Consider the following 25086-nt stretch of genomic DNA (forward strand, 5'->3'; position numbering starts at 1 on the left):
TTTCTCCGCAGTTCCTTGGAAATTTATGCCGAGCGCATTTCGTCCAGTATGGCCTCCGCCGCTGCGCGCCGGTCGCTAGCCGCGATGATCGGGCGTCCGACGACCAGATGGCTGGAGCCGCTGCGGATGGCATCGGCCGGCGTCATCACGCGCTTCTGGTCGCCATGGTCGCTGCCGGCGGGGCGTATGCCTGGCGTCACCACCGCCATGTCGGGTCCGATGATGCGGCGCACCGCCTCTGTTTCCGCGGCCGAGCAGACGATGCCGCCCATGCCGGCATGCAGCGCCTGTTCCGCGCGCCGCAGTACCAGCGTGTGCGGGTCGTATTCGTAGCCCGCGTCGATCACGTCCTGTTCGTCCATCGAGGTCAGCACGGTGACGGCAAGCAGGCAAAGCTCGCTGCCTCTCGCCGCCTCCACCGCCGCCCGCATGGTCTTTGGATAGGCATGCAGCGTCAGCATGGTCATGCCCATCTTGACGATGTTCTCGACCCCCTTGGCCACCGTGTTGTCGATGTCGAGCAGCTTCATGTCGAGAAAGATCTTCTTGCCCCCGCTGGCGAGCTCCCTGGCGAAATCGAGCCCGCCGGCGAAGGCGAGCTGGTAGCCGATCTTGTAGAAGGAGACGACGCCATCGAGTTCGCGTACCGCCTTCTCGGCCTCTTTCAAGCCCGGCACGTCGAGGCCGACGATCAGCCTTTCGCGCATTGTGTCGGTCTGCATGGCGTTGGCGATCACGGCTCGACCCGGGTCGACAGCATGCGCGAGGTTTCGATCAGCGTGCGGCATAGGTGCTCCATGGTTCGGTGCAGTCGTTCGTCCTTGAAACGCCCGTCCTCGTCGAAGGCGTTGCCGCCTTCCGGCACCGAGCATTCCGGCGTCACCACCTCCATCTGGCAACGTACCAGCACGGCGCGCAGATGGTTGATGCAGCGTATCCCGGCGAAGTGTCCGTTGGAGGACGAACTGAGGCCGGCGACCTTGCCGGCAAACGGCCTCACCGCACGGCCGCCATCCTTGCGCACCCGGCTCACCCAGTCGATCGTGTTCTTGAGCAGCGGCGGAATGGAGCCGTTATATTCGGGCGTGGCGATCAGCAGCCCGTCATGGGCAATGATCATCCGGGCAAGTTTCAGGGCGTTTTCGGGGACGCCTTTTTCCTTCTCCAGATCCTCATCCAGGATCGGCAAGGGATAGTCGCCAAGCGAGATGCGAGTGACCTCGGCGCCTTGCACCGCAAGTTCCTTCTGCGCCACGTCGGCGGTCCTGCCACTGAAGGCCCCGGTCCGGACCGAGCCGGCAAAGACGAGGATTCTCGGGATCACTGCCATTGGCCAACCTTGTTCCCGGACAGGTACAGCCAGAGCCCGCTCAAATCAATGCAGATCAGGCAAAGCGTCATCCTCGGGACAAGCCCGAGGATTTCGAAGACATTCGCGGTCGGCTTCGCAATCCTTAATGCGCCTCGCGCCGGTAGATCCACAGCTGCGTCGGCGGGATGTTGCGGATGATGAAGTCGAAATGCTTGACCGTGTAGTCGCCGCGGCCGGGCGGGATCGGAGACATCGGGCCGTAGGTCAGCTGCACGATCGGCCGGCCGGCCGGAATGCGGTCGAGCAGGCTTTCGATATAGGCGATGCGCTGGGCGACCGGGAAGTTGAGCAGCGGCACGCCCGAGACCACCGAATCGAACATCATCCCGCTCTTGTCGCCAAGCGTGGCGTTGAGATTGAAGGCGTCGCCCTCGATGACGTTGACGCCGGGATAGAGCCGGCGCAGATGGCGCACGAAATCGGTGGAATATTCGACCGCGTAAAGGTTTTCAGGCTTCACGCCCTGGGCCAGGATGGCGCGGGTGATGACGCCGGTGCCGGGCCCGACTTCGAGCACCGGCAGGCCGGACTTCGGGTCGACGATCGAAGCCATCTTGCGGGCGGTGATGGAGCTGGTCGGCACGATCGACCCGACCGTCTTCGGCTTGTCGATCCAGCCCTTGAAGAACTTCAGCTCGTCGTCGAACTTTTCGGCAAGCGCCTTCCGCAGTCCCGGACCACGTGTCATGCAAGCTCTCCTCAGCGCTCCCCTGAGAGCTACTTAACACCTAAGCCGCCCAAGGCAAGGCAGGGTCATGCCAATGTCGTGGATAAGATAGTTTTCGTCGCGTCTAAAAATGCGCGCCTTCTGCGGTTCACGGTGTGTCTTGGCTGCCGGCAGGTGGGGAGGCCGCCGGTAAGGCAAGCCATACGCGCACAGGCCCTCGATCAATGCTCGCCGAACGACTCGAAGAAGTCCTTCATGCGGGCGAAGAAACCGCTCGACTGGGGGGAATTGTCTTGTGAGGAGAGCTGTTCGAACTCCTCAAGCAACTCGCGCTGGCGGCGCGACAGGTTCTGCGGCGTCTCGACCGCCGTCTGGATGTAGAGGTCGCCGACATTGGGCTGGCGCAGCACCGGCATGCCCTTGCCCTTGAGGCGGAACTGGCGTCCGTTCTGGGTGCCTTCCGGCACCTTCACCTTGGTCTGCGTTCCGTCCAGCGTCGTCACCTCGAACGAGCCGCCAAGGGCGGCCGTCGTCATCGAGATCGGCACCTTGCAGTAGAGGTCGGCGCCGTCGCGCTGGAAGAATTCGTGCGGCTTGACTGCGAGGAAAATGTAGAGGTCGCCCGACGGCCCGCCGCGTAGGCCGGCTTCGCCCTCATTGGCAAGCCGGATGCGGGTGCCGTCCTCGATGCCGGCCGGAATGTTGACCGACAGCGAACGCTCCTCGGTGACGCGGCCCTGGCCGGCGCATTTCGGGCACGGATCCTTGATGGTCTGGCCGCGGCCCTGGCATTGCGGGCAGGTGCGCTCGATGGAGAAGAAGCCTTGTGTGGCGCGCACCTTGCCGTGGCCATTACACATCGAGCAGGTGACCGGCTGGGTGCCGGGCTTGGCGCCGGTTCCCGAGCATTCCGAGCACGAGATCGAGGCCGGCACGCGGATCTGCGCGGTCTTGCCGGCAAAGGCCTCTTCCAGCGAGATTTCCATATTGTAGCGCAGGTCGGCGCCGCGCTCGCGGCCGCCGGAAGAGCGGCGCTGGCGGCCGCCCATCATGTCGCCGAAAATATCCTCGAAGATGTCGGCGAAGCCGCCGGCGCCAAAGCCGTGTGCGCCGCCGTTCATGCCGCCCTGCTCGAAGGCGGCGTGACCGAAGCGGTCATAGGCCGCGCGCTTCTGCGGGTCCTTCAGCGTCTCGTAGGCTTCGTTGATTTCCTTGAACTTGTGCTCGCAGGCATGGTCGCCCGGATTGCGGTCGGGGTGGAACTGCATGGCGAGCTTGCGGAAAGCGCTCTTCAGTTCCTTGTCGTCGGCACCCTTGTGCACGCCCAGCGTTTCGTAGAAATCAGCTTTCATTTTTTCCCGCTGTCCGGATGCTCAACGTCTTCATGCAGTGTTGCGTCGCTTGCCGGCACGTTGCCACGATTTAGGATCGGCGCAGCCCGGATGCTAGGGCCGGTGCGGAGCTGTTCGTGCTTTTCGACGATTTTTCCGCACTTTTTCTGCCAGGGTTGCAAAAAAGCCCGGCTTTGCGCCGGGCTTTCCGCTTTATCTTGCCGTCAGCCGGTTCAGGCCGACTTCTTCTTGTCGTCGTCCTCGTCGATTTCCTCGAAATCGGCATCGACCACATCCGAGTCCTTGGCGGCGTCCGCCTTGGCGTCGGCTTCCGCCGCTTCCTTCTGCGAGGCTTCGTACATGGCCTGGCCGAGCTTCATCGAAGCCTCCGCGAGCGCTTGGCTCTTGGCTTCGATTTCCGCTGCGTCGTCACCCTCGGTAGCGGTCTTCAGCGCGGCGATCGCGTCCGATATCGCCGTGCGGTCGGCTTCCGAGACCTTGTCGCCATATTCCTTCAGCGACTTCTCCGAGGAATGCACCAGCGCCTCGGCCTGGTTGCGGGCCTCGACCAGCGCGCGCCGCTTCTTGTCGGCGTCGGCATTGGCTTCGGCGTCCTTCACCATCTTCTCGATGTCGGCGTCCGAAAGGCCACCCGAGGCCTGGATGCGGATCTGGTGCTCCTTGCCGGTGCCCTTGTCCTTGGCCGAAACATTGACGATGCCGTTGGCGTCGATGTCGAAGGTAACCTCGATCTGCGGCACGCCGCGCGGGGCCGGCGGAATGCCGACCAGGTCGAACTGGCCGAGCGCCTTGTTGTCGGCGGCCATTTCGCGCTCGCCCTGGAAGACCCGGATGGTCACGGCCGACTGCGAATCCTCGGCCGTCGAGAACACCTGGCTCTTCTTGGTCGGGATCGTCGTGTTGCGCTCGATCAGCCGGGTGAACACGCCGCCCAGCGTCTCGATGCCGAGCGACAGCGGGGTCACGTCGAGCAGCAGCACGTCCTTGACATCGCCCTGCAGCACGCCGGCCTGGATGGCGGCGCCGAGTGCGACGACCTCATCGGGATTGACGCCCTTGTGCGGCTCCTTGCCGAAGAACTGCTTCACGATTTCCTGGATCTTGGGCATGCGGGTCATGCCGCCGACCAGCACCACTTCGTCGATCTCGCCCGCCTTCAGGCCGGCATCCTTGAGCGCCGCCTTGCACGGATCGATGGTGCGCTGGACGAGGTCTTCGACCAGGCTTTCGAACTTGGCGCGCGTCAGCTTCAGCGTCAGGTGCTTCGGGCCAGTCGCGTCGGCGGTGATGAACGGCAGGTTGATCTCCGTCTGCGTCGTCGACGACAGCTCGATCTTGGCCTTTTCGGCCGCCTCCTTGAGGCGCTGGAGCGCAAGCTTGTCGTTCTTCAGGTCGATGCCCTGTTCCTTCTTGAACTCGGCCGCCAGATATTCGACCAGGCGCATGTCGAAATCCTCGCCGCCGAGGAAGGTGTCGCCATTGGTCGACTTCACCTCGAACACGCCATCGCCGATCTCGAGCACCGAAATGTCGAACGTGCCGCCGCCAAGGTCATAGACGGCGATCGTCTTGCCGTCCTTCTTGTCGAGGCCGTAGGCAAGCGCCGCCGCGGTCGGCTCGTTGATGATGCGCAGCACTTCGAGGCCGGCGATCTTGCCGGCGTCCTTGGTCGCCTGGCGCTGGGCGTCGTTGAAATAGGCCGGAACGGTGATGACCGCCTTCTCGACCTTCTCGCCGAGATAGGCTTCCGCCGTTTCCTTCATCTTCTGCAGGATCATGGCCGAGATCTGGCTGGGCGACTGCTTCTTGCCGCCAGCCTCGACCCAGGCATCGCCATTGTCGCCCTTGACGATCTTGTAGGGGACAAGCTTCTTGTCCTTTTCCGTCACCGGATCGTCATAGCGGCGGCCGATCAGGCGCTTGACCGCGAAGATGGTGTTTTCAGGATTGGTGACCGCCTGGCGCTTGGCCGGCTGGCCGACGAGACGTTCGCCGTCGCCCGAGATGGCGACGATGGAAGGCGTCGTGCGCGCGCCTTCCGCATTCTCGATCACCTTCGGCTCCTTGCCGTCCATGATGGCGATGCAGGAGTTGGTGGTGCCGAGATCGATACCGATTACTTTTGCCATTTTTCTAGTCTCTCCGCTAAGCAGGCTCTCAGGACCCGTAAGGCGTTCCGACGAAAGCCCCTGTTCACAAGAAATCCCGTTCGGCAACCGCTGTTGCGGCGCTGGACGGCTTGGCGCGTATATAAGAACAGGCGGCATCGGGCGCAAGCATTCTGCGCAACGCTTCCACCATCCTCGCCATCGCATGGGGAAACGGCCCGATCACGCCTGCGCCCGAGGCATTCGCGTCCGTCCGCTTCGCTGCGTCTGAAAGAATAGCCAGGCCTCTCAGTGAACCTTTCCGCCTCCACATGCGACTGACGCTCAGGCGCCGCATGATGCGGCCAGGGAAAGGGAGCCACCATGACCAGCACCCCAGGGACGCCATGGCCTCCCCGACCAACAGGAGCTCGGCGCGACCACCGTCTTCGGGACAAGGTCGATGCGCTTGGCTTTCCGCTGGTTCCGTTGACCCTGCACAGGAGCCGGCGTATCGTAATCATGAGGAAAGCAGACAATTCGATCGGGGACGAACGTGCTGGAACGCCGCGCCTTGCGCTGGTTTGCGCGGCAGGATCGGTTGGTTCTCCCTTAGACTTCGGGGGGAGTTCCATGTCTCGCGATCACCGCCGGTTCGCGCCCTCTCATGCCTGCCGTTTGCGCCGCGTGGCGAAGGCCGCCACCGCATTTCTTGTCCTGGCGCTGACCGCCGGCCTATGGCTTGGCGGCCCCGCGCGGGCGCAGGAAACCCGGATCATCTATCCCGGCTCGATGGCGGTCACCGGATTTTCCGGCACCGTCATTCCCGATTTCGACCCTTCAGATTCCGAAAAGGGGGGCCTGCCGCCCGGCGTCGATCCGGTCGACGAAACCTTCATCGACACGGCGCGCGCCACCTTGCGCGTTTTCGACGTTTCAAGCCTGGGCGGGCCGGCCTCCGGCCAGCTCGTCTACACGCCGCCGCCTTTCGAGGTGACATCAGGCCAGATCGGCCAGGTGTTCGGCCTCACCTATGATGACGGCATGCGCGATGGCGTCCCGTCAGGCATTCCCAATCTCTATGCCGGCGCCACCTCGCTGCACGGCATCCGCATCGTCACGCCTGACGCCGACGATGATGGCCGTCCGGAGCGGCAGCGCCGCGGCATGGCAGGCGCTGCTTTCATGGAGGGCCAGTTCGGCACCGAGAACGGCGGCGGGCCGGGCACCATCTGGAAGATTGACGGCATCAGCGGCGCCGTGTCGAAATTCGCCAACATCGACACCAACAGCGGGCCCGGCATCGGCAATCTCTCCTTCGATGCCAACCACCGCCAGGTCTTCGCCTCCGACCTCGATACCGGCCTTATCCATCGCATCGACGCCAATGGCGCGCTGGTCGACACGTTCGACCATGGCGTCGCCGGGCGCCCGGCGCATGGCCTGGCTCCGGTCGCCGACGATGGCGCCGTCATGGACATAAAGGGCGCCGCCTTCGACACGGAAGACCCCGAGACCTGGGGCTACACCCAGGACGAGCGCCGTGTCTGGGCCGTCGCCTATCATGGCGGCCGGCTCTATTATTCCGTCGGCGAGAAGGCCGAGATCTGGTCGGTGGGCATTGCCCGCGACGGCCGCTTCGCCGGCGATCCCCGTTGGGAGCTGACGGTCAAGGCCGACAAGGACTATGCCGTCACCGACATCGCTTTCGACAATAGCGGCTTCATGTACCTGGCCCAGCGCGGCCCGGTCGAGAACCGCTACGACTACAGCCAGTTCGCCGATTCCGGCAAGGGCGAGGTCATCCGCTACTGGCGCGAGTCTCCGGACGATCCGGCAACGGAATCGGTCTGGGTGGAAGCGCCGCAGGAATATGCCGTCGGCTTCCCGCAAGGCTTCAGGCAGTCGGCCGGCGGGCTGGACCTGCAATATGGCTATGACGCCGAAGGCAATCTCGACACGTCGGCCTGCACCCAGACGCTGGTCAAGTCAGGCGACAAATTGCGCGACAACCCGGCCCTTGCCGAGCGGCTCGCCGCTGGCGGGCCGCTCGCCGTGCATGGCGTGCAGATCACGCCCAGGGAACTGGCCAAGCCGGCCAATGTGCCGCCTTTCGGCTCCTGGTTCGTCGACTTCGACGGCTATTTCGAAGACGCGGAAGTGGAAGGCCATGTCGGCGACGTCGCCGTGTGGCATCCCTGCGAGGGCCGCGCCGGCTATTATGAGGAAATCCCGGGCGGCTATCTGCCACCGTTCTATCCGCCGGATTTCCCCCCGCCCGGCAACCTGCCCTCCTGTCTCGATGTCGACGATGTCAGGTATTTCTGCACGCCGCGCGGGCTCGAGGCGGACCTCTACCTTCATGACCATGCAGGCTTCGGCGGCGATTCGATCAAGGCCCAATCCAGGACGCCAGGCGTGGGGGTGACCTCCCCCATGTCACATGCGCCGGGCAAGCCATACACGATCGGCATCACCGGCCACGATCCGGGCGACACGGTCGATGTCGGGCTCTGCTTCTACAGGAGGTCCGACAAGGACAAGGGCGGCTACCACCCTTGCTGCAAGATGACCTTGCCGCTCAGAACGCCAGCCGTCAGCTGCGAAAATTGAGGAGGGGACGATGAACAATCTCGCACTCTCCCTGCTTGGCGTCGCCGACAAGGCAACCGTCATGGATACGATCATGTCATCTGCCCGGCGTGGCGCGCGCTGGCTCGTGGCGGCCTATATCGCGGTCGCCATGCTGCCGGCGCTGCCGGCATTTGCGGAAGATACGGCTCCGGCCAAGATCGGCCAGGCCACCGGCCCGGATATGGAATTCAAGCTCGACAATCCGCGCATCATCAATCCGGAGGCCGGACGGGCCGTGCCGTTCTTCACCAAGGCCGGCGGCCAGCGAAGCTGCGACTATGTCTTCTACACGTTGAGCTTCGGCCTGCGCGGCACCCCGCAAGCCTTCTCCAGTCCGGGGCTGTCGGCTTCGCTGCAGAGGGCCCGGCTCGACTTCAAGGATCAGCTCCCGCATGGCTTGCAGATCGTCAACATGCAGGTTTCCGGTGACGGCACCGATGCGTCGGGCGGACCTTTGCCCGGGGCCGTCATCAGCAATTCGGCAGGCCCCAACGATACGGCAACGGTTTCGGATTTCCGGATTTCCGCTTCCGATCTCGACGGCTCGGGCGCACTGGGCGAACGCGTCATCACGTTCCGCATCACCGCCAGGATTGATCACGCGGCGTTCCCCGCGCCGGCGACGGTCGACAATCAGGGCCTGATCAAAGTCACCGTCGGCACCGGCACGGGAACCATCATTCCCTCACAGGATCCGGGCAAGCCGGACGACAGCAATTTTCTCACCGGCGAAAAGACCTCGATCCGGATCGACCTGACCAAGTGCAATCCGCCACCGCCACCTCCCGGCAAGGAATGCTTCAAGGTGGAGCGCGGCACGGTCGACTGCGTGCCCGGCGGCGGCGCGTTCATCTACCATATGCCTGTCGGTCCCGAGATGGGGGGCAAGTGGGTGCAGCTTTCGACGGCCACGCCAGGCATCACCATCGTCCCCGACACCCAGAAGGTGCCGGCCGGCGGCGGTGTGCTGAACTGGAAGATCGTCGGCGCCTCGCCCGGCGACGTCCTCCACCTCGTCGTCACCGGCATCGAGACCTATGCCGGGCCGAAAGAGGGTTGGGGGCTCTGCTGTACACAGACCATCGACATCGTCATCCCGCGTGACCAGAGATGTCCGCCCAAGGACAGGGAACCGGACCTGAAGGTCGAGAAGCGCGCCGATGTCCCGCGCTGCACGATGGCCGGCGGCTGCGACTTCACCATCCGGGTCACCAATGTCGGCGACGCGCCTTATAACGGCAAGATCGTGCTCGACGAGGTGACGCTGCCAGCCGGCTCGACGCTCGATTCAGGGCCCAATCCGCCCTGGGCCTGTGTGCCCGGCGCCACTCCGATGATTTGCACCCATCCGGTGACCACGCTCAATCCGGGGGCTTTTGTCGACCTCGAGCTCGGCTTCAAGCCGGCCGGGGGCTGGCAAGGCACAAGCTTGCGCAACTGCGCCACCTATAACTATGCCGCCAGCGGCAAGCCGCTGTTCGGCAGCCAGGCCGACGACCGTGGCTGCGCCTCGATCCCGATCTGCCGACGTGGCGATCGCGACCGCGACTGCCGGCCGCCGGTCGAGAAGAAGGCCGACCTGATCCTGAAAAAACGCGCTCGCGCCGAAGCCTGCACCGCCGATGGCGTGTGCAGCTTCGTCATCGACATCATCAACAACGGCACGTCGACCTATAACGGGCCGCTGACCGTGATCGACACCTATCCCGAGGGCGCGCCGGCTTCCTCGACCTTTGGCCCGAGCCCGCCCTGGACATGCGGTCCGAACGGCCCCGGCCAGTTCCGCTGCGACAATGCCGGCATCTCGCTGTCGCCGGGCGCCTCGACGGCGATCGTCGTCAAGGCGGTGGTGCCGGCCAGCTACCGGTCCGACACGATCGAGAACTGCGCCGAGGTGAAACCGATCCCCGGCGAGGCGGACCTCACCAACAACCGGGCCTGCGCCAAGCAACGCATCCCCCGTCCCAATGGCGGCCAGCCTGGCCTGCGTATCACCAAGACATGCAGCGGCTCGCTGGCGGGTGCCGCTCTCGTCTCCTGCCGCATCACCGTCAGCAATGCCGGCACGGCTGCTCCCACCGGTCCGGTGCGGGTCAACGACGCCGCCGCTTTGGTGTCGGGCGGCGCGCCCGCCCAGATCCAGGGCGCTACTCCCGACGGCGCGGAATGGGCGTGCGGACCAGTTCCAGCCGACACGCTGGCGTGCCAGATTCCCGGCGCCGTCATGGCGCCGGGAACCAGCAGGCACTTCGACGTGACCGTTTCGGCCAACGGCGAGTTCGAGAACTGCGCGCGGGGCTCCTACGGCCCGGCGCAGGGCGACGATGTCATCCATTCGATCGGCCGGGCCTGCGCCAAGGGCGGCGGGCCCTCGTCCATCCGCGTCGAGAAGACCGGCGACAGCAAGTGCCGGCCCGGAGAACCCTGCTCGTTCGAGATCACCATCACCAATGACGGCCCGACGGGCTTTTCCGGGCCGGTCCGCATCGGCGATGCGATCGGCGTCGAAGGCCTTGGCCGGCTGGAAGGCGTCGCGATCACCTCGATCGAGCCGCCCTTCGGCTGCTCGCCGGAACCGGCGGCCTTGCCTGCGTCCTGCATCGCCAACCTGACGCTTGGCGCCGGCGAAAGCCGCGTCCACAACGTCACCGTGGTCCTCCCCGACGACGGCCGCCTGGCCAATCTGCAAGGCAGCGTCAGCGGCCAGAACTGCGTCGGCGTGCTCTCTCCCGACACGCGGGTGCAGGGCGGCGGCGATGTGCTTTCCCGCGACCATGCCCAGGGCGAACGCGGCAAGGCCTATGCCTGCCACCCCTTCACCATCAGGCATGAGACGAAGAAGGAATGCTCGGCAGGCTTCGTCATGAATGACGCCGGCCGGTGCGCCTGCCCGCAAGGCACCACCTATCGCAACGGCCAGTGCTCGTCCGGCGGCGTTGCCATCCCGCCGAAGGAGCCAAAGCGTTGCGTGCTGCTCGAGGGCCAGATCCGCACAGAGGACGGACGCTGCGTCTGTCCGCGCGGAACCGAGCTGGAGAATGGCGCCTGCGTCAAGATATCCAGGCCGGGCTGCACGATATCGGGATCGGTGCCCACATCGGACGGCGATCGCTGTACCTGTCCCCGGGGCACGCATCTCGACCGGGACGCCAACGCCTGCGTACGCGACAGGCCGAAGCCTGAGCAGTGCACCATCCGCGGCCAGGTCCATGACGCTGACGGCGAATGCGTCTGCCCGAGGGGCACTGAGCTGCGCAACGGAGCCTGCCGCCAGGTCCGGCCGAAGCCTGAGCAGTGCACCATTCGTGGCCAGGTCCACGGCGCGGACGGCGAATGCGTCTGCCCAAGGGGTACCGAGCTGCGCAATGGAGTGTGCCGGCGCAAGCGGCCCGATGTGGAGCAGTGCGACATACGCGGCCAGATCCACAACAAGCGCGGCGAGTGTGTCTGTCCGCGGGGCACCCAGGTGATCGACGGCGCATGCCGGCGGTCCAGGCAAGAGAGCGAATGCGCGCCGGGCTCGCAAATGGTCAACGGCCAGTGCCAGCCGATCTTCAGGCGGCGTTGCCCGGAAGGCATGATCGGCCGCTATCCAAACTGCAGGCCGGTGCGCGGGCAGCCCTCGCTGGAACTCAACCCGGGCATGCTGCTGCAGCAGGTTCTGCCACGGCGCAGGCCGCAGTCCGAACAGCAACAGGATACGGCTCCAAACAGAATCCTGAATCTCCAGCCGCAGTAACCATCGCCTGAAGGCACATCGGAAACCCCGCCGGAGCAATCCGGCGGGTTTCTTCGTAGCCCGGGAGCAAGTCGAAACTGGCTGCAACACGACGAGGACGCCGCTACACTATCCCAGCCTGTGGAACCGCCACGCTCGCACTCTCGACAAGTCATGGGCTGCGCTTTAGAGCAATTCCAGGAAAAGTGTGTACGGGTTTCCGTCCGGAATTGCGTCAAAACAAAGAGTTAGAGCAGTTCGCCGTTTCCGTGAAACGGTGAACTGCCCTAGGCAGTGACCGGAAGAAAAAGGCGCTCGGAAAGGCCCCATCATCATGACGAAAAAAACCTTGATCGCACCTTCGGTGCTGGCTTCGGACTTTTCGAAGCTGGGCGACGAGGTCGAGGCCGTCGCGGCAGCCGGCGCCGACTGGATCCATCTCGATGTGATGGACGGCCATTTCGTCCCCAACATCACCTTCGGTCCGCCGGTGATCAAGGCGATCCGCAATCGCACCAAGGCTTTCTTCGACTGCCATTTGATGATTGCGCCGGCCGATCCCTATCTGGCCGCCTTCGCCGAGGCAGGGTGCGACGGCATGACGGTGCATGCCGAGGCCGGGCCGCATCTCGACCGCTCGCTGCAGACGATCAGGAACCTCGGCAAGAAGGCCGGCGTTTCGCTCAATCCGGCAACGCCGGAAAGTGCGATCGAATACGTGCTCGACAGGCTCGACCTGATCCTGATCATGACCGTCAACCCGGGTTTCGGGGGCCAGGCCTTCATTCCGGCAATCGTCGACAAGGTGAGGCGGGTCAAGGCGCTGATCGGCGGCCGGCCGATCCGCATCGAGATCGACGGCGGCGTTTCGCCCGAAACCGCGCCGCTGGTGACCGCCGCCGGCGCCGATGTGCTGGTGGCCGGTGCCGCCATCTTCAAGGGCGGCAGCGTCGAGGCCTACCGGGCAAACATCGAAGCGATCAGGACGGCGGCCGACAAGGCAGCCGGCTAAAGGCACCGCACAAGGAGCCTATGGGCCGGAGGCCACGATCCCCACGGGGTCAATCCTGGGGACCTGCACTGCGCGCTTCGCTGCGGCTGCCCCCGCGCCAAAAGCGATGGGCAGGCTAAAAGGCCTGATTCGGTCCCCACTGTTCGGTGTCTTTTGCGCGCGACAGAAAAGAGGTTCGCGCGGGCGCACGGAAGAACAGGTGATCCTGCATATAAAACACGTTAAATTTCCGCCGGTTGTAGCCGAACACGATTTCGTTCGACCAGATATAGGATCGTGCATATTTCTTTGTTCTAAAGTACAATGACGCGATCTCCCGCTTGAGCGCGTCGAGGCGCGCGCGGTAGGGTACGTGTACGGAAAGGGAACTGTTTCTCGGACTCGAATTGCCCAGGACCGGAATTGGGGACAAGGAGCCGATTTTGACATACGCAGCTGCCAATCTGAACGACGACGGGACAGGCTCGAAAAGTACGCTCGCCAGCACCGTCTATCATCAACTCCGAGCCGATCTTCTGCGGGGTGCCCTTGAAACCGAGAGCAAGCTGCGGGTCGAGTGGGTCGTTTCCAAATATGGCGCAGGCGCTTCCCCGGTTCGTGAGGCTCTCAATCGCCTGGCCTCGGAAGGGCTTCTCGGTCGGCATGACCAGCGAGGCTTCTTCATCATGCCGGTCAGCGCGGCAGAGCTCGAGGAACTGACGCGTACCCGTTGCTGGCTCGAGGAACTGGCGCTTCGCGAATCCATCGCCCACCGCACCGCCGAATGGGAAGAACAGCTGGTTCTGGCACTGCATCGGTTGGGGCGCACCTCGCGCCTCATGCCACCGGATCTGTCGGCGCTCAATCCGGACTGGGAGAGACTGCACCGCACTTTCCACCGTGCGCTGATCTCGGCCTGCCGGTCGCAATGGCTGGTGGGGTTTTGCGACCAGCTTTCCGATCACGCCTACCGCTACCGGCGAATGGCCAGCAACGGGGAAGGCGTCCAGCGCGACGATTTTGCAGAGCACCGCCTGATCGCGGAAAATGCGCTGGATGGTAATGCCGACGCCGCGGTCGAAGCCCTGCTCAACCACTATCGCCTGACGGCAGCAATGTGCATGGAGCGCTTCAAGCAGGTCGAAGCATCAGAGCCGGCCAGCGCCAGGGCCGAGCGCACGCCACGTTAGCGCCGCATCGCGCCCCAAGCCTTTGCCGCCCCACCGCCAAGGCCTTCCGCTTTCGCCCGACGGCATGATCATGGCGGCCGCGTGGAGCCGCCCTTGCGGGCTTGACGGGTCGGCAAGAACCACCAACAGTCTGGCGCCGTGCAAAGCGGCCGAACCGGAAGCAGGCCCGGCTCCGTCCGGATGCATGCCTTTCTCCGCCAGACGCAGGAAGACCTCATGAGCAATCATCTGTTCGACATTTTCCGGTCCCGGATGCCGAAGCCCGGACGCCTGTTGATGCGGACGGATGACGGTCGCGTGCTGACCTATGGCGACATGCTGGCGCGCTCGGCGCAACTGGCGCACGCGCTCTTGCAACTTGGCGTCGAGCCCGGCGACCGCGTCGCGGTGCAGGTCGAGAAGAGCCCGGAGGCTGTGTTGCTGTACCTCGCCTGCCTGCGCGCCGGCGCCGTCTTCCTGCCGCTCAACACCGCCTATACGCTGGCCGAACTCGCCTATTTCTTCGGCGACGCCGATCCCCGGCTGGTCGTCTGCGATCCGGCACGGGCAGCCGACATCGAAGCCCTGGCGCAAAAATGCGGAGCCCTTGCCGCCACCCTCGACGGCAAGGGGGAAGGATCGCTGACGGACCAGGCGTCGCGGCAATCGCCCGACTTCCACGACGTGGCGCGCGGTCCTGACGATCTCGCGGCGATCCTCTACACGTCGGGAACGACCGGCCGCTCGAAAGGCGCCATGCTCAGCCACGAGAACCTCGCCTCGAATGCGCGCGTGCTGGTCGACTATTGGCGCTTCACATCAGACGATGTGCTGGTCCACGCGCTGCCCATCTTCCACACCCATGGCCTGTTCGTCGCCACCAACGTCATCCTGATGGCCGGCGCCTCAATGCTGTTCGAGCAGAAATTCGACGCAGGGCGCGTCGTCGCGCTCTTGCCGGACGCCACGGCGCTGATGGGCGTGCCGACCTTCTATGTCCGGCTCTTGCAGCAGGACGGGCTGACCCGCGAGGCGGCAAGGAACATCCGCCTGTTCGTTTCCGGCTCGGCGCCGCTGCTGGCCGAGACGCACAGGGCCTGGCGCGAGCGCACCGGCCACGCCATTCTCGAGCGCTACGGCATGACCGAGACCAACATGAACACCTCGAACCCCTATGATGGCGAACGCCGCGCCGGCACCGTCGGCTTTCCCTTGCCCGGCGTGTCGTTGCGCATCGCCGACCCCGACACTGGCGGGCCGCTTGCCCAAAGCGAGGTCGGCATGATCGAGGTCAAGGGGCCGAATGTCTTCTCCGGCTACTGGCGCATGCCGGAAAAGACCAAAGCGGAATTCCGCGACGACGGCTTCTTCATCACAGGCGATCTCGGCATGATCGACGCCGACGGCTATGTCCACATCGTCGGCCGCGGCAAGGACCTGATCATCTCGGGCGGCTACAACATCTATCCCAAGGAGCTCGAAAGCGAGATCGACGCGCTTGACGGCGTCCTGGAAAGCGCCGTCATCGGCGTTGCCCATCCCGATTTCGGCGAAGGTGTCACCGCTGTCGTGGTTCGCGCGCCGGCCTCGGCCATCACGGCCGCCGAGATCCTCGGCGCCATCGCCGGGAGGGTGGCAAAATACAAACACCCGAAGCGGGTGATCTTCGTCGACGAACTGCCGCGCAATACGATGGGCAAGGTGCAGAAGAATCTTTTGCGCGATAGCTACAAAGATCTCTATACATCCTAGTTGCACGGTTGCGCCCGGTCCTGTCGCTCCTGCCTGGACGTTTCGCAATTTCGCCCCACGTCGTGTGCATTCTTCTGAGGAGGTTGCAATGACCGCGTCGCGTTTTTCGAATGTCGGGATTTCCCGTTCGGCAATGCTGTTGGGGATTCTCTTTTCCCTTTCCATGGCCGGCGCCGCGGCGGCTCCACCGGCTGACGATCTCTACCGGTTTTGCCGCCAGGTGCGCAATGACGATACCATCAGGGGTTATTCCCCCGCGCTTCGCGACGGGACAGTTCAAGCGTTCAAGAAACTGGTTCCGGATGCAAAAGGCACGCCCGACGATTCCGAACTGGGGACACAGGCCCAGTATCGCTGCATGAACGGCAAGGTCATGGCCTGCTTCGTCGGTGCGAACCTGCCTTGCGTGAAGATGAATGCCACCCGCGACAATCCAGGAGCGGACGAGTTCTGTCGGCGGAATCCGAACGAGGATGGCGTACCGGCCGTGGCGACGGGCCATGACACGGTCTTCTCCTACAGATGCCGTGACGGCAAGGCCGAAGTCACCGGTCAGACATGGAAGCTCGACAAAAGGGGATTCGCCAGGAAGCTATGGACCGCTCTTCCGGATCGCTAGCGCAATGCAGGAAAAGTGCGTTTCTGTTCCAGGCGGACACAAATTGAACGTCAACGCGCAGCTTCTCAGCCTGGGTACAATAGCGCTGCAACATGGTCTGCGATCGCCAGGCTTGCCGTCAGGCCAGGGCTCTCGATGCCGAACAGGTTGACGATCCGGCCCGCGCCATGGTCGGCCGGCCCCTGTATCACGAAGTCGGCCGCCGTCTGGTTCGGACCCGACAGTTTCGGCCTGATCCCGGCATAGGCCGGCAGTAGGGCGCCGTCCCTCAGATCCGGCCAATAGCGCCGAATCTCGTCATAGAAGACCGCGCTGCGGCCGGGATCGACCGTATAGTCCGCCTGGTCGATCCATTCGACGTCGGGGCCGAAGCGCGCGCTGCCGCCGAGGTCGAGGGTCAGATGCACGCCCAGGCCGCCATTGACCGGCACTGGATAGATCAGCCGCGAGAATGGCGAGCGGCCCGAAAGCGAAAAGTAGTTGCCGCGCGCCAGCCAGAGCGGCGGCACGAGCTCTGGCGGGAACCCTTCGATGCTGCCGGCCAGCGCCTGCGCCTCGAGCCCTGCGGCGTTTACGAAAACGCCGGCTTTCAACGCGAACGTCTCGCCGTCGGCATCGCGCGTGGTGATACGAATCCCATCGGGGTCGATCGCCGCCCCGGCGACGGCGGTCAGGAAGGCGAACGACGCACCGGCTGCCTCCGCGTCGCCGCGCAGCGACAGCATCAGTGCCTGGCTGTCGACGATGCCGGTCGACGGCGACACCAGCGCGCCGGCGCAGCTCAGCGCCGGTTCGAGGCATTCTGCTTGTGCGGCGGTCAGCAAGTCGAGGTCGTCGACGCCGCATTGTTCCGCATTGGCCCGGATTGCATTCAGCCGCGCCAACTGGCCCGGTTCGACGGCGACGATCAGCTTGCCGGTGCGTCGATGGCCGATGTCGCGCTCGCGGCAATAGGCATAGAGCCGTTCGCGTCCTTCGACGCAGAACCGCGCCTTCAGGCTCCCCGGCGCGTAGTAGAGCCCGGCATGGACGACTTCCGAGTTGCGCGAGCTGGTGACGGTGCCGATCGAGGCGGCCTTTTCGATAACCAGCACCTCACGGCCCGACAGGGCGAGCGCCCTGGCAATGGCGAGCCCGACGACGCCGGCTCCGGCGACGACGCAATCGACGTCAGCCATGGCCGGCTTTCACCCCTGACCGCCGGCGTCGGCCGAAAAAACCCTGTCGCCGCCGATCCAGACACTTTTGATGTCGAGATCGTCCGAAAGCGAAACGATGTCGGCGGCGGTACCCTTGGCGAAGCGCCCGAGCCGGTGCGACTGGCCGACCGTCTGTGCCGGATAGAGAGACGCCATGCGCAAGGCCTCGGAAAGCTCCACGCCCACGCTGCGGTGGGTGAAACGCACGGCCGAGATCATGTCGAGATCCGCACCGGCCAGCGTTCCGTCGGCAAGCCGCAGGCTGCCATCCCTGCGGTAGATGGTGCGGCCGTTGAGCGTGAAGGAGGTCATGTCGGTGCCGATCGTCGCCATGGCGTCGGTGACCAGCACGATCCTGCCCGGCCCCCTTTTGGCTCGGAGCGCTATTGCGATGGTGGCGGGATCGACATGGATGCCGTCGGCGATCAGTCCCGCGGACAGGCCGCCGATGTCGATGGCGGCGCCCGCCAGTCCCGGCTCCCGGTTGCCGATCTGGCTCATGGCGTTGAACAGATGCGTGACCACGCTGGCGCCGGCCTCGCTGAAGGCTTTGGCTGTGGCGTAGCCGGTGTCGGAATGGCCGAGGCTGACGATGATGCCGGCCTTGGCCAAGGCCACCACGCGGGTTGCCTCGACGGATTCGGGCGCGATCGTGGTGAGCAGCACCGGGAGCTTGGCTCGCGCCGCGATCAGCATCGCCTCGTCCTTGTCCGTCATCGACCGGATCAGCGCCGGGTCATGCGCGCCCTTGCGGGCGATCGACAGATGTGGACCTTCCAGATGCAGCCCGAGAAACCCCGGTACTTTCCGCAGTGCCGACGCCTCGCCGGCGGCAATCGCCCCGGCGGTGATATCGGCTGTATCGGTGATCAGCGTCGGCAGCAGCGCCGTGGTGCCGAACGGCGCATGCGCCCGGCAGATGGTCTCGATCGAGGCGACATCGGGGTGGTCGTTGAGCATGACGCCGCCGCCGCCATTGACCTGGATGTCGACGAAGCCCGGAGCCAGCATGCCGCCGCCGGTGTCGACGCGGCGGATATCCGGAGCAAGCGCGCCGGTGGGCAGGATGGCCTCGACCAAGCCGTCGCGCACGACGAGGGCATGACCGTCATGCCAGTCGTCGCCGTCGAAGATACGGGCGCCAGTCAGGGCGAAACGATCGCTCATACGGTCTCCGTCACCTTGCGAAGGTTGCGCGGCGTGTCCGGGTCGAGACCGCGGTGGCGGGCAAGCGCCTCGACGAACACGTAGAAGGACACGATCAGCGTCAGCGGATCGGTCAGCGGATGGCCGGTGGCGACATGCGGCAGGCGTATGGCCTTGTTCGCCAGCATCGAGGTGACGAAGACCGGCGCCCCCTTGGCCGCCAGGCTGTCGGCGGCTTCGGCCACGGACGGTTCGGACGCGTCGCGCGCGGCCAGCGCCAGCACCGGAAAATCGGGGCCGATCAGCGCCAGCGGGCCATGCATGACTTCGGCAGCACTGTAGGCCTCGGCATGCATGCCGCAGGTTTCCTTGAACTTCAGCGCAGCCTCGTTGGCCATCGCCGCAGACGGGCCACGGCCGAGGATGAACAAAGATTTCTGTTTCTCGATCGTCTCGGCCAGCACGCCCATCCAGTCGCAGGCGATCGCCTTGCCGAAATGCTCGGGCAAGCGGGCGAGCGCCTTGAGAAGCGCTTCGTCGCCGGTGGAATGCGCCATCAAGGCCAGGCCGGCGACGGTGGAATTGATGAAGGTCTTGGTCGCCGCGACGCTGCGCTCGGGCCCGGCCAGTATGTCGATCGCATGGTCCGAGGCGCGCGCCAGCGGTGAATCGGCGGTGTTGGTGACGGCGATGGTCAGCGCGCCACCTGCCCGTGCGGTCTCGGCCATGGCGACGATGTCGGGACTCTTGCCCGACTGCGAGATCGCCAGGCACGCGGAGCCGCCGAGCCTGAGCTTGCGGCCATAGATCGAGGCGATCGAGGGGCCGACCGAAGCCACAGCCAGACCAGCGGTGAGTTCGACCGCGTACTTCATGAAAGTAGCGGCATGGTCGGACGAGCCGCGCGCCACGGTGACGACGAAATGCGGATCGCGCTCGCGAATGCCGCGGCCGGCTTCGGAAAGCACGGCGCCGGAACCGTCGAGCAGGCGGGCGACGGCCTGCGGGATCTCCTCGATCTCGCGCCGCATATGGGTCGGCTCAGTCGATTTGTTCGGCTCGGTCGTCATGGTCGGCCCTCTTCGCTCGGCCCTGTCAGCCGCAATTCGGCGACGAAATCATAAGCGTCGCCCCTGTAGATGGAGCGGGTGAACTCGATCACCTTGCCGCTTGCCAGATAGGAAATACGCTCGATGTGCAGGCCGGCAATGCCCGGCGGCACTTCGAGCAGGCGCGCGTCGCCGTCGCCGAGATTGGCTGCCGAGATGCGCTGCACCGCGCGCACCGGCCTGTTGCCGGTCAATTCCAGGGCTGCGTAGAGCGAGGAGCCAATTCCAGCGGGGTCCGGCAGCACGCTGGCCGACAGCGAGGCGCGTTCGATCGCCAGCGGCGTGTCGTTGGCGATGCGCAGGCGCGCCACGCGCGCCACCAGTTCGTTCGACGAAAGGCCGAGCACCATCATCTCGTCGGGCGAGGGCGCGTAAAGGCCGCGGTCCAGCCAGGCCGAGCGCACCGCCATGCCGCGCCGCGCCATGTCTTCGGTGAAGGAGGTCAGTCGCGACAGCGACTGCTCGACCCGCTCCATGCGCGGCGCCACGAAGGTGCCGGAGCCGTGGCGCTGGACCAGGATGCCGCCCTTGACCAGGTCCTGCACCGCCTTGCGCACGGTGACACGCGAAATATCGGCCTTGATGGCGATGTCGCGCTCGGAAGGCAGCGCGTCGCCGGGCCCGATCAGGCCGCGGTTGACGGCATCCTCGATGCTCTTCCTGAGCTGCAGGTAAAGCGGCGCACCGCTTTGCGAGGATTGCTTGAGCGTAGCGAAGATCTGGTCGGCGGCGTCGCTCATCGAGCCGCTCCCCTCGGCGCGAACAGGCGGACCGCCATCTGCACGGCGCCGCCGAGCGCATCGTCGAGCGGCTCCCGAAGCAGCGCCCGGTAGCGTGCCGACAGGCGCGGCGCGTAGAGCGGCGCCAGCCCGCCGAGCAGGCAGAGCGGCGCGTCGTCCGCCAACTCCAGCGCGCCGAGCGAGGCCTCGACATCGGCGACCGCCTTGTCGAGGATCCAGTTGGCGACCGCGTCGCCTTTTTCGGCATGTTCGAACACTTTGGGGGCGAAGCCGCCGAAGTCGCCGGGCTTGGCATTGGTGGTGAATTCGACCACGTCCTCCGGATTGTCGCGAAACACGGCCATCATGCTGTCGGTCAGCGCCGAACGCGCGCGCACGCCGTCATGAGCAAGCAGGGTCTGTTCGAGGAGGTCGCGGCCGATGCGGGCGCCGCTGCCCTGGTCGCCGACCTGGAAGCCCCAGCCGCCGATGGCACGCGACTTGCCTTTCTTGCGCGCCATGTAGGCGGTGCCGGTGCCGAGGATCGCCATGGCGCCGTCACCGGAACCGACGGCGCCTTCGAGCGCGATCTCGGCGTCGGTCTCGACGCGGCTGGTGCTGAAGGGCAGGATCGCCTCCAGCTGCTGCCGGTAGGTGCCGACATTGGCGCCGGCGAGGCCGAGAATGGCCGGCGTTCGCGGGATCAGGTCCGGATCCTGGCCAGCGGCGACAAACGCTTGCCGCGCCGCCTCGACAATGTTCGATCGCGCGCCGGTCAGGTCGGTGCGGATGTTGGCGGCGCCGCTTTTGGCGCGGCCGAGGACCGTGCCGTCCGCCATTGCCAGGGCCGCCCTGCAGCTGGTGCCGCCGCCATCGATGCCAAGCACGAATTTCACGTGATTTCTCCTCCGGGCCGATAATACCAATAAAATACCAATAGCCAAGGGTTAATTTTCGCTGCAAAAAGATTAGGGGGTATTTTATTGAAAAACTTGGCCGTTTGCCTGCGCCGACGATTTCGGCACCGCGAATTCGTTAATGCGTGTGGACAAGTGGTATTTTTTTGGTATTGTTTTCCGAATTGGAGGAACTGGGATGGCCGAAACGCGCACCGAAGCGCTGCATAGGAACGCCGAGGGGCTGGATATCCAGGCACCCGAAGCCATCCTTGCTTCGCTGGCCGACGCGCAGGTCGAGGCCGCGAAGACCGTGCGTGATGCCATCCCTTCCATCGCCAAGGCAGCCGGGGTCATCGCGAGCTGTCTGAGCAACGGCGGCAAGCTTGCCTACGCCGCGGCCGGCAGCTCCGGCCTGATGGCGCTTGCCGACGCGCTGGAACTGCCTGGCACCTTCGGCATTCAGCGCGACCGCATCGCCATCCTGATCGCCGGCGGCGACGACGCCTTCAGGACGCTGGCCGGCGGCCCCGAAGACGACACCGAGGAGGCCGCGACGGCGGTCGCCAACGCCGGCATTGGCGAGGGCGACTGCCTGATCGCAATCTCGGCCAGTGGCACGACGCCCTATGCGCTGCGGGCGATCGAGGAAGCCGCCCGTCGCGGTGCGGCCACCATCGGCATCGCCAACAACCGGGACTCAGCTCTGCTGCGTCTGTCTGGAACCGCCATCCTGCTCGAAACGCCGCCGGAAGTCATTGCCGGCTCGACGCGCATGGGCGCCGGCACGGCCCAGAAGATCGCCCTCAACATGCTGTCGACGCTCGCCGCCATCCATCTCGGCCATGTCCATGACGGCTACATGGTCAATCTCGTGGCCGACAACAGCAAGCTGCGCGACCGCGCGGCGCGGATCGTCGCGGCCATCAGCGGCGGCAGCCGCGACGACGCGGCCCGCCTGCTCGAAAAGAGCGGCGGTGCGGTCAAGACCGCCATTCTGCTTGCCGCCGGCGCCGACAGCGCCGACACGGCGCAGAAGATACTGGAAGAGGCCGGCCAGAAGCTGCGGCCGGCCCTTTCCGCGCTGGGGCATGATCCCGAAAAGTGGAGACCGCTTTTCGGGAAAGATCATGCTCGAACAAAGAAATAGAGCCTGTTTCATCCCGGTGTCCATCGGGGTGAAACAGGCTTGCGAGGGGAGCAAGGGGCGCAACGCCTCTGTTCTCATCAAAACCGAACCTGAAAAAGGTCAACAGGGAGACTGAGCATGACAACGAAACTACTGACGGCACTGCTTCTGGGCACCAGCATTCTCGGCTCCGCCGGGGTGGCTTACGCCGAGGACGTAACGCTCAACATCGAAAGCTGGCGCGGCGACGACCTTGCCATCTGGAAGGACAAGCTGATCCCGGCTTTTGAAGCCAAGAACCCAGGCATCAAGGTGGTGTTCGCGCCCTCGGCGCCGACCGAATATGACGCGGCTCTCGGCGCCAAGCTCGCCGCCGGTTCGGCGGGCGACCTGATCACCTGCCGCCCGTTCGACAAGTCGCTCGAGCTGTTCAAGAAGGGCAATCTCGCCGACCTCTCCTCGCTGCCGGGCATGGACAACTTCTCGCCGGTGGCCAAGTCCGCCTGGCAGACCGACGACGGCAAGGCGACCTTCTGCGTGCCGATGGCGTCCGTCATCCATGGCTTCATCTACAACAAGGACGCCTTCGACAAGCTCGGCATCAAGGTGCCGGAGACTCGCGACGAGTTCTTCGCCGCGCTCGACAAGATCAAGGCCGACGGCACCTACATCCCGATGGCGATGGGCACCAAGGATCTCTGGGAAGCCGCGACCATGGGCTACCAGAACATCGGCCCCAACTACTGGAAGGGCGAGGAAGGCCGTGCGGCCCTCATCAAGGGCGAGCAGAAGCTGACCGACAAGGACTGGGTGGCGCCCTATGAGGAACTGGCCAAGTGGAAGCCCTATCTCGGTGACGGTTTCGAGGCGCAGACCTATCCGGACAGCCAGAACCTGTTCACGCTCGGCCGCGCCGCCATCTACCCGGCCGGCTCGTGGGAAATCGGCCTGTTCAACACCCAGGCCCAGTTCAAGATGGGCGCCTTCCCGCCGCCGGTCGAGAAGGCGGGCGATACCTGCTACATCTCCGACCATACCGACATCGGCATGGGCCTGAACGCGGGCTCCAAGCATGCGGACGCGGCCAAGACCTTCCTGTCCTGGGTGGCCTCGCCGGATTTCGCCACCATCTACGCCAACGCGCTGCCGGGCTTCTTCAGCCTGAACTCCTCGCCGGTGAAGATGGAAGACCCGCTGGCGCAGGAGTTCGTCTCCTGGCGCGGCAAGTGCAAGTCGACGATCCGCTCGACCTACCAGATCCTGTCGCGCGGCACGCCGAACCTCGAGAACGAGACCTGGGTCGAATCGGCCAATGTCATCAACGGCACCGATACGCCGGAAGCCGCTGCCAAGAAGCTGCAGGACGGCCTCGACAGCTGGTACAAGCCGGCGAAGTAAGCGCCAGGCGACGGGCAGGGCCGGTCCAAGTGGCCGCCCCTGCTTTTCGATAGCATCGACTGCGAACGACGGCGCCGCCCCTCATCCGCCTGCCGGCACCTTCTCCCCGGATAGTGACGGGGAGAGGGTGAGGGGCAGCGCTGACGTCGGAAGCATGTTACCCAGACCTTGATCGGCGGGGACCGAACTCATGGCCGCACAAACACGACCGAAACGACCGTTCCGCTGGCATATCGCCGTCTTTCTGGCGCCGGCCGTGCTCGTCTACACGGCGATCATGATCCTGCCGCTCGCCGGCACTTTGCAGCTGTCGCTGTTCCGCAACATCGAGCAATCCCAGGTCTTCGTCGGCCTGGACAATTTCCGCACTCTGTTCGGCGATCCCAACTGGTCGGTGAATTTCTGGAATGCGCTGCGCAACAATGTCTGGTTCTTCATCATCCACATGCTGGTGCAGAACCCGATCGGCGTGCTGCTGGCCGCACTTCTGTCCAGCCCCAGGCTGCGCTTTTCGGCCTTCTACCGCACGGCGATCTTCGTGCCGACCATCCTGTCCTTCGTCATCGTCGGCTTCGCCTGGAAGCTGATCCTGTCGCCGCTGTGGGGCGTGGCGCCGCATATGATGGACATGGTCGGCCTCAAAAGCCTGTTCACGCCGTGGCTCGGCAAGGAGCAGTACGCGCTGACCGCGCTTAGCCTGGTCTCTGTGTGGCAGTTCGTCGGCATTCCGATGATGCTGATCTACGCCGCGCTGCTGTCGATCCCCGACGAGGTGATCGAGGCGGCCGAATGCGATGGCATCACCGGCCTGTCGCAGTTCTGGAAGATCAAGCTGCCGCTGATCCTGCCCTCGATCGGCATCATCTCGATCCTCACCTTCGTCGGCAATTTCAACGCCTTCGACCTGATCTACACCGCGCAGGGCGCGCTCGCCGGGCCGAACTATTCGACCGACATTCTCGGCACCTTCCTCTATCGCGCCTTCTTCGGCTTCCAGCTGCAGGTCGGCGATCCCAATATGGGCGCCACCATCGCCACGATCATGTTCCTGATCATCCTCGGCGGTGTCTGCGTCTACCTCTTCCTCATCCAGACGCGCCTGCGTCGCTACCAGTTCTGAGGGGCGAGA

Annotated in this window: 19 protein-coding genes; 9 read left to right on the forward strand and 10 right to left on the reverse strand. The window is 64.9% G+C overall.

Features of this window, described 5'->3' with window-relative positions:
• Nucleotides 1-23 precede the first annotated feature (23 nt).
• The 5 genes from pyrF to dnaK all read right to left on the reverse strand — a co-directional run bounded on the left by pyrF (nt 24) and on the right by dnaK (nt 5520).
• A complete protein-coding gene (pyrF, locus tag LB533_RS03630) occupies nt 24-722 on the reverse strand; it encodes an orotidine-5'-phosphate decarboxylase (RefSeq protein ID WP_140639575.1) in 699 nt (232 codons plus the stop codon).
• Nucleotides 723-733: 11 nt separating this feature from the next.
• On the reverse strand, nt 734-1330 hold the full coding sequence (locus LB533_RS03635; RefSeq protein WP_140639380.1) for an NADPH-dependent FMN reductase: 597 nt from the start codon (nt 1328-1330) through the stop codon (nt 734-736).
• A 124-nt stretch (nt 1331-1454) separates the two neighbouring features.
• On the reverse strand, nt 1455-2060 hold the full coding sequence (gene pmtA, locus LB533_RS03640) for a phospholipid N-methyltransferase PmtA (RefSeq protein WP_140582727.1): 606 nt from the start codon (nt 2058-2060) through the stop codon (nt 1455-1457).
• A 200-nt stretch (nt 2061-2260) separates the two neighbouring features.
• Nucleotides 2261-3391 carry a molecular chaperone DnaJ gene (gene dnaJ / locus LB533_RS03645; RefSeq protein WP_140551706.1) on the reverse strand — a complete coding sequence of 377 codons (1131 nt, stop codon included), beginning with the start codon at nt 3389-3391 and terminating at the stop codon, nt 2261-2263.
• Between the two features lie 212 nt (nt 3392-3603).
• On the reverse strand, nt 3604-5520 hold the full coding sequence (dnaK, locus tag LB533_RS03650) for a molecular chaperone DnaK (RefSeq protein ID WP_140514198.1): 1917 nt from the start codon (nt 5518-5520) through the stop codon (nt 3604-3606).
• A 591-nt stretch (nt 5521-6111) separates the two neighbouring features.
• Here dnaK and LB533_RS03655 point away from each other — a divergent pair.
• The 6 genes from LB533_RS03655 to LB533_RS03680 all read left to right on the forward strand — a co-directional run bounded on the left by LB533_RS03655 (nt 6112) and on the right by LB533_RS03680 (nt 16361).
• On the forward strand, nt 6112-8091 hold the full coding sequence (locus LB533_RS03655; RefSeq protein ID WP_224556381.1) for a hypothetical protein: 1980 nt from the start codon (nt 6112-6114) through the stop codon (nt 8089-8091).
• Nucleotides 8092-8101: 10 nt separating this feature from the next.
• The gene (locus LB533_RS03660; RefSeq protein ID WP_140639378.1) at nt 8102-11851 is read left to right on the forward strand and encodes a DUF11 domain-containing protein; all 3750 of its coding nucleotides are present in this window, start codon (nt 8102-8104) and stop codon (nt 11849-11851) included.
• Between the two features lie 313 nt (nt 11852-12164).
• Complete coding sequence (gene rpe, locus LB533_RS03665) at nt 12165-12842, forward strand: ribulose-phosphate 3-epimerase (RefSeq protein ID WP_140524315.1); 678 nt, start codon at nt 12165-12167, stop codon at nt 12840-12842.
• A 422-nt stretch (nt 12843-13264) separates the two neighbouring features.
• Complete coding sequence (locus LB533_RS03670; protein WP_140639375.1) at nt 13265-14011, forward strand: GntR family transcriptional regulator; 747 nt, start codon at nt 13265-13267, stop codon at nt 14009-14011.
• A gap of 216 nt (nt 14012-14227) precedes the next feature.
• Nucleotides 14228-15742 (forward strand): malonate--CoA ligase, encoded by a 1515-nt coding sequence (locus LB533_RS03675; RefSeq protein WP_224676686.1) that lies wholly within the window; start codon nt 14228-14230, stop codon nt 15740-15742.
• An 88-nt stretch (nt 15743-15830) separates the two neighbouring features.
• Entirely contained in the window at nt 15831-16361 is a 531-nt protein-coding gene (locus LB533_RS03680) for a hypothetical protein (RefSeq protein WP_140639373.1), read from the forward strand.
• A 65-nt stretch (nt 16362-16426) separates the two neighbouring features.
• Here the strand turns inward: LB533_RS03680 and LB533_RS03685 are convergent, their stop codons facing one another.
• Genes LB533_RS03685 through LB533_RS03705 form a run of 5 tightly spaced genes read right to left on the reverse strand, consistent with a single transcriptional unit; the run spans nt 16427 to nt 21430 of the window.
• A complete protein-coding gene (locus tag LB533_RS03685; RefSeq protein WP_224676687.1) occupies nt 16427-17539 on the reverse strand; it encodes an NAD(P)/FAD-dependent oxidoreductase in 1113 nt (370 codons plus the stop codon).
• Nucleotides 17540-17548: 9 nt separating this feature from the next.
• The gene (gene nagA / locus LB533_RS03690; protein WP_224676688.1) at nt 17549-18727 is read right to left on the reverse strand and encodes an N-acetylglucosamine-6-phosphate deacetylase; all 1179 of its coding nucleotides are present in this window, start codon (nt 18725-18727) and stop codon (nt 17549-17551) included.
• The gene (locus tag LB533_RS03695; protein WP_224676689.1) at nt 18724-19776 is read right to left on the reverse strand and encodes an SIS domain-containing protein; all 1053 of its coding nucleotides are present in this window, start codon (nt 19774-19776) and stop codon (nt 18724-18726) included. Before LB533_RS03695 ends, nagA begins: the two co-directional genes overlap by 4 nt.
• Nucleotides 19773-20555 (reverse strand): GntR family transcriptional regulator, encoded by a 783-nt coding sequence (locus LB533_RS03700; protein WP_140639369.1) that lies wholly within the window; start codon nt 20553-20555, stop codon nt 19773-19775. The genes LB533_RS03695 and LB533_RS03700 overlap by 4 nt, the downstream gene beginning before the upstream one ends.
• Nucleotides 20552-21430: a BadF/BadG/BcrA/BcrD ATPase family protein gene (locus LB533_RS03705; protein WP_224676690.1), complete on the reverse strand. Its 879-nt coding sequence runs from the start codon at nt 21428-21430 to the stop codon at nt 20552-20554. The genes LB533_RS03700 and LB533_RS03705 overlap by 4 nt, the downstream gene beginning before the upstream one ends.
• Before the next feature lie 199 nt (nt 21431-21629).
• On the opposite strand from LB533_RS03705, the gene LB533_RS03710 reads away from it, so the two are divergent.
• The 3 genes from LB533_RS03710 to LB533_RS03720 all read left to right on the forward strand — a co-directional run bounded on the left by LB533_RS03710 (nt 21630) and on the right by LB533_RS03720 (nt 25077).
• Entirely contained in the window at nt 21630-22580 is a 951-nt protein-coding gene (locus LB533_RS03710) for an N-acetylmuramic acid 6-phosphate etherase (RefSeq protein ID WP_224676691.1), read from the forward strand.
• Nucleotides 22581-22697: 117 nt separating this feature from the next.
• Complete coding sequence (locus LB533_RS03715; protein ID WP_140491603.1) at nt 22698-23957, forward strand: ABC transporter substrate-binding protein; 1260 nt, start codon at nt 22698-22700, stop codon at nt 23955-23957.
• A gap of 190 nt (nt 23958-24147) precedes the next feature.
• Nucleotides 24148-25077, forward strand: a complete 930-nt coding sequence (locus LB533_RS03720; protein WP_224676692.1) for a carbohydrate ABC transporter permease — start codon at nt 24148-24150, stop codon at nt 25075-25077.
• Nucleotides 25078-25086 lie beyond the last annotated feature (9 nt).

This window comes from Mesorhizobium sp. BR1-1-13 (assembly GCF_020165515.1).
GTDB lineage: Bacteria > Pseudomonadota > Alphaproteobacteria > Rhizobiales > Rhizobiaceae > Mesorhizobium.

Excerpts from the sequence above, each read along its gene's own strand:
- LB533_RS03635 (WP_140639380.1), bottom strand. The coding sequence starts at position 1,330 with ATGGCAGTGATCCCGAGAATCCTCGTCTTTGCCGGCTCGGTCCGGACC.
- LB533_RS03685 (WP_224676687.1), bottom strand. The coding sequence starts at position 17,539 with ATGGCTGACGTCGATTGCGTCGTCGCCGGAGCCGGCGTCGTCGGGCTC.
- LB533_RS03700 (WP_140639369.1), bottom strand. The coding sequence starts at position 20,555 with ATGAGCGACGCCGCCGACCAGATCTTCGCTACGCTCAAGCAATCCTCG.
- nagA (WP_224676688.1), bottom strand. The coding sequence starts at position 18,727 with ATGAGCGATCGTTTCGCCCTGACTGGCGCCCGTATCTTCGACGGCGAC.
- dnaK (WP_140514198.1), bottom strand. The coding sequence starts at position 5,520 with ATGGCAAAAGTAATCGGTATCGATCTCGGCACCACCAACTCCTGCATC.
- LB533_RS03710 (WP_224676691.1), top strand. The coding sequence starts at position 21,630 with ATGGCCGAAACGCGCACCGAAGCGCTGCATAGGAACGCCGAGGGGCTG.
- LB533_RS03695 (WP_224676689.1), bottom strand. The coding sequence starts at position 19,776 with ATGACGACCGAGCCGAACAAATCGACTGAGCCGACCCATATGCGGCGC.
- LB533_RS03655 (WP_224556381.1), top strand. The coding sequence starts at position 6,112 with ATGTCTCGCGATCACCGCCGGTTCGCGCCCTCTCATGCCTGCCGTTTG.
- LB533_RS03720 (WP_224676692.1), top strand. The coding sequence starts at position 24,148 with ATGGCCGCACAAACACGACCGAAACGACCGTTCCGCTGGCATATCGCC.
- LB533_RS03680 (WP_140639373.1), top strand. The coding sequence starts at position 15,831 with ATGACCGCGTCGCGTTTTTCGAATGTCGGGATTTCCCGTTCGGCAATG.
- rpe (WP_140524315.1), top strand. The coding sequence starts at position 12,165 with ATGACGAAAAAAACCTTGATCGCACCTTCGGTGCTGGCTTCGGACTTT.
- pmtA (WP_140582727.1), bottom strand. The coding sequence starts at position 2,060 with ATGACACGTGGTCCGGGACTGCGGAAGGCGCTTGCCGAAAAGTTCGAC.
- dnaJ (WP_140551706.1), bottom strand. The coding sequence starts at position 3,391 with ATGAAAGCTGATTTCTACGAAACGCTGGGCGTGCACAAGGGTGCCGAC.
- LB533_RS03715 (WP_140491603.1), top strand. The coding sequence starts at position 22,698 with ATGACAACGAAACTACTGACGGCACTGCTTCTGGGCACCAGCATTCTC.
- pyrF (WP_140639575.1), bottom strand. The coding sequence starts at position 722 with ATGCAGACCGACACAATGCGCGAAAGGCTGATCGTCGGCCTCGACGTG.
- LB533_RS03660 (WP_140639378.1), top strand. The coding sequence starts at position 8,102 with ATGAACAATCTCGCACTCTCCCTGCTTGGCGTCGCCGACAAGGCAACC.
- LB533_RS03675 (WP_224676686.1), top strand. The coding sequence starts at position 14,228 with ATGAGCAATCATCTGTTCGACATTTTCCGGTCCCGGATGCCGAAGCCC.